The organism is Chthonomonas sp., from assembly GCF_035294165.1.
In the GTDB taxonomy this organism is placed as follows: domain Bacteria; phylum Armatimonadota; class Chthonomonadetes; order Chthonomonadales; family Chthonomonadaceae; genus Chthonomonas.
In genome coordinates, this window is sequence record NZ_DATGLN010000243.1 from 1 (window position 1) to 3,513 (window position 3,513).

4 protein-coding genes are annotated in these 3,513 nt (G+C 54.2%); 2 read left to right on the plus strand and 2 right to left on the minus strand.

All coding sequences use genetic code 11. The features are described 5' to 3' along the window. Nucleotides 1–186: 186 nt before the first annotated feature. Nucleotides 187–681 carry a hypothetical protein gene (locus tag VKV29_RS13685; RefSeq protein ID WP_324201875.1) on the plus strand — a complete coding sequence of 165 codons (495 nt, stop codon included), beginning with the start codon at nucleotides 187–189 and terminating at the stop codon, nucleotides 679–681. Between the two features lie 121 nt (nucleotides 682–802). Here the strand turns inward: VKV29_RS13685 and VKV29_RS13690 are convergent, their stop codons facing one another. Continuing rightward, nucleotides 803–1,873 (minus strand): peptidylprolyl isomerase, encoded by a 1,071-nt coding sequence (locus tag VKV29_RS13690; protein ID WP_324201876.1) that lies wholly within the window; start codon nucleotides 1,871–1,873, stop codon nucleotides 803–805. A gap of 189 nt (nucleotides 1,874–2,062) precedes the next feature. Here VKV29_RS13690 and VKV29_RS13695 point away from each other — a divergent pair, with 189 nt between their 5' ends. Then, nucleotides 2,063–2,413, plus strand: a complete 351-nt coding sequence (locus VKV29_RS13695; RefSeq protein ID WP_324201877.1) for a Rieske (2Fe-2S) protein — start codon at nucleotides 2,063–2,065, stop codon at nucleotides 2,411–2,413. Between the two features lie 92 nt (nucleotides 2,414–2,505). On the opposite strand, the gene VKV29_RS13700 is transcribed toward VKV29_RS13695, so the two are convergent. Continuing rightward, nucleotides 2,506–3,513 (minus strand): M14 family zinc carboxypeptidase (locus VKV29_RS13700; protein ID WP_324201878.1); only part of this gene is annotated, 1,008 nt, incomplete at its 5' end.

Genomic DNA, 3,513 nt, shown 5'->3' on the forward strand with positions numbered 1-3,513 from the left:
CCGATAATACTTGGTGATTCGAGTTCACCTTCCTTCCCTGGCGCGGCAGGGTTTTGCTCTCCTTTTACCTGCCGCGTCCCTTTTTATTTTAGGCTCTCCCTTTACTCACCTCCGTCGTTAGAAGCGCCCGATTTCTCCCAATCTCTTTGAAGAGCAGGTACAATTTACGGGTGAAAGGAGAAGTCAATGGAGATTCTGGTTTTTCTTAGCAAATGGCTCCATGTTTTGAGCATGGCCGGGGTGGTTGGTGGGCTTTTCTTTGGCCTCTTCGTACTCGGTGCTCTCCGCCCCCAAAGTGAGGGCGAGGAGGACGAGAAGCTGAAACTTGCCTGGAAACGTTTTGGCATCTCTATGGGGTTACTGTGGATCGTGGTGCTTATCACCGGCTTCTACAACCTCTCGGTGGTCACCCCAGAGGTCAATGCGACCTACCAAACCACGGTAGGCATCAAAATCGGCTTGGCCCTGTTGATGTTCTTCATAACCCTCGCCGTGGCCCACCCTGTGGGGCCGCTCAAGAAATTTTTTCGTGAGCGCAACACGTGGCTGGCCATCCTGCTTATTGCCGGTATCATCATTGTGGGCATCTCCGCCGATCTGAACCTTTCTCGAATCAACGGTTCGGGCCTGAAAAAACCTCCTGCTGCCTCCGTACCTACCGCTATCCCACCGGCTCCTTAACACACGGCGTCGCTCTATTCAACGCTTTTTTGCGACACCGCTTTTCTAAAACAAGACGATAGGATAAACAAAAGGCGCTTCTATACGAGTTGGAAGCGCCTTCACTTCACGCAAGGGATTCCTAATCAGACGACAGCACCGCTTGATAGCGTGGCCAGAACGCCTGAAGGCGGGCTTTTCGCTTGAAAGCATCGAAATCTTTCTGATACTGGGCGTTTTGCTTGGGAGTCAATAGGCTCTGCAGCGCTAAAAGCTCACACTGCTCCTTCACATTGTTGAAGGGATCGGTTGAAGCGGGGGTATGTCCTACCATGCGAATGATCCACCAAGTTGGCCGTAGTTGATGTGTCAGCGCATCGCGCACCATAAAGAAGTGAGGGGTGGTGGTCTGGTCAATGTGTAGGGAGAAGATCAAATCTTTTAGAGCCTGCGGGGCGCTGCCACCCTGTTTGCGCATCCACGGGAGCAGCCCGCCGTTTTGGGCGCTGATGTCTTGGCTATACTGTTTCGCCACCGTGTAGAAGGAGGCACCGGAGGTGAGGGCATCGTAGGCCTTATCGGCGGTGGACTTATCTTTGGTGATGATCACGGCGATCTGAACCTGCTCCGGATGATAGAAAAGCGCATTGGGATTGGATGGGTCGGTGTTCTTCTTGTATACCGCCTCTACAGCCGATGCGGGCAATGGGTGCCCATAGTAGTGGGTTAAAATCGCGATCTGCGCCAGGGTGGAGCGAAGGTTCATCTTTACATCGTCGGGCGTTTCGTACCTGTCGGCCAGCATCTGGTCGAAATGCGGCGCTTTGCTGATTTCGGCATAGCGCTGTTCTACTTCCTGATCGCTCGGAGCCACCCCAAGGCTCTGAGCAAATTGAATGCGCAGCACCGTATCGCGCCAGTTTTTGATCACCTGCGGCCCGGCAACCTGTTCAAGATGACGATAGAACTCATCCTGATAGATAGGGTATCCGTTCACCGCAGCGACCATCTGCCGTGCGCGAACCCTCCGGCTTTCAATATAACCTCCCAGCCCTATCCCAACGATCAGCGTGATGGCGAGAAGCAACAAGATAGGAAAACGGCGTCCGGCGCTAGGCCTGTCCTCAGGGGGCAAGGGTTCCGGCTGCCGGCGTGGCTTGACTTCGGGCAGCGTTGCCACGAACTTTTCTTCTGAAGTACCTTTCGTTTCCAAAACTCTCCCTCCTTGGCGGCAATTTCAGCATCACCAATTGGAACACTCACACACTCACCGTTCAGCTCGCGTGGTTGCTTTACAAAATATATAGGGTTTCGGGTATCTTAAGTTCCCGTCTGCAATTATTATGGCAGAGGCCGAAGGGGACTTAACGCCTCTTTTTACGTAGCATACGAGGTTTACGCTATGCGTTGGCTAAAAGTAGCTTCTGTCTCCGACATTCCCCCCGACACCGCTCGAATCTACCCTTTAGACAGGCTTCTAACCTCAGAAGGTTCCGCGCCCCTACAAAGAGAGGTGGCTCTCTTTCATGTAAACGGCGCTTTCTACTGCTTGGATAACACCTGTCCCCATCTCGGCGGCCCGCTAGGCGAAGGGTGGGTAGAACGGAATGTGGTTATCTGCCCGCTACATTTTTGGGAGTTCGATATCCGCACCGGAAAATCCCCTGACGATCCCACCGTCTGTGTAACCACCTACCCCTGTAAGGTGGAAGAAGGCTATATCTACATCGGGTTGGAAGAAGAAGCGGGGTAAGTTCGCGAAAACGATACAAATTGAGACAAGAAACCGTCGCCGACTGTGAGGGCAAACCACCGTCTAAAGACGGTGGTCGTTGATCTGTGTCCCTAAAAGGCAGGCAAAGTTACCTGGGCACGTACCACTCCGGCCCGGTCATGGCGAGCGGTAAGTTTCACTACCGAGCCTGCCGGGCCACGTACCACCCATTCCACTTTGGTGCGTTCGCGCGTGGCATCGGCTGTCCATCCATAAGGTGCGGAGGCTTTATAGGCCTTACCCTCCAACTGCTCTAACTCCATACGGGGTTTACCGACCTCTAGCACGGCGTCTTCAGGCAACTCGATCTCGGCCACCAGCGGGCGACATACCTGTTTCTCGAGCGCCTTTTTGCTGATATAGGTCGGCAGCCACCCCACATTATCCACCACCAAGCGAACACAATAAGCGCCTTCACCCAGCGGCTCGGCCGTTGCGCTATGTACCTGTAGCAAAGGCGATAGAAGCGCGTTCCATAAGGCCCAGCGAGCAAACGGAGCGATCTCTTTTTCCAGGAATTGGGGCGGTGGGTTACGAAATGCGTACTGAACGTCCCAGCCGCCTATCTCCACGGCGCCCAGTTGTGGGTGTTGGAAGGGACGCCAAGCCACATAGCCCCTGCCGCCCAGATTGGCATCAGACCACTCCAACATCTTGATGTCTTCTTCCAGCGGATGATCCCGATACCACTGAATAAACCGATACTGTCCCGACTTGGTATCGGGGCTAAAGCCCTCTGTGATCCCGGCCTGACGCTGCGGCGACCATATCTCTACCGTCCAGGCGAAGAGGCCGAGATGGTCGTACATCCAGTCGTCCCACACTCCCGTGATCACCTCATTGGGATGATAACGAAAGTCGTGATAGACACTCACATGTGGGTAGCCGGTAAGTTCAGCCCCCTTTTGGCCTATTGTCTGAAAGACCCAAAGGTCTTCTGCAGGCATCGTATCGTCGCTCTGTGTGCCGTAAGGGCGTAGCAGCACCCCTCCATAGGTATGGAAGGTAAGTCCGCCGGTGATGTTTGGATGGCTCGTGATAAACTGCAGCAGATTGTGCACTTCAGGCTCGCTGCCGGG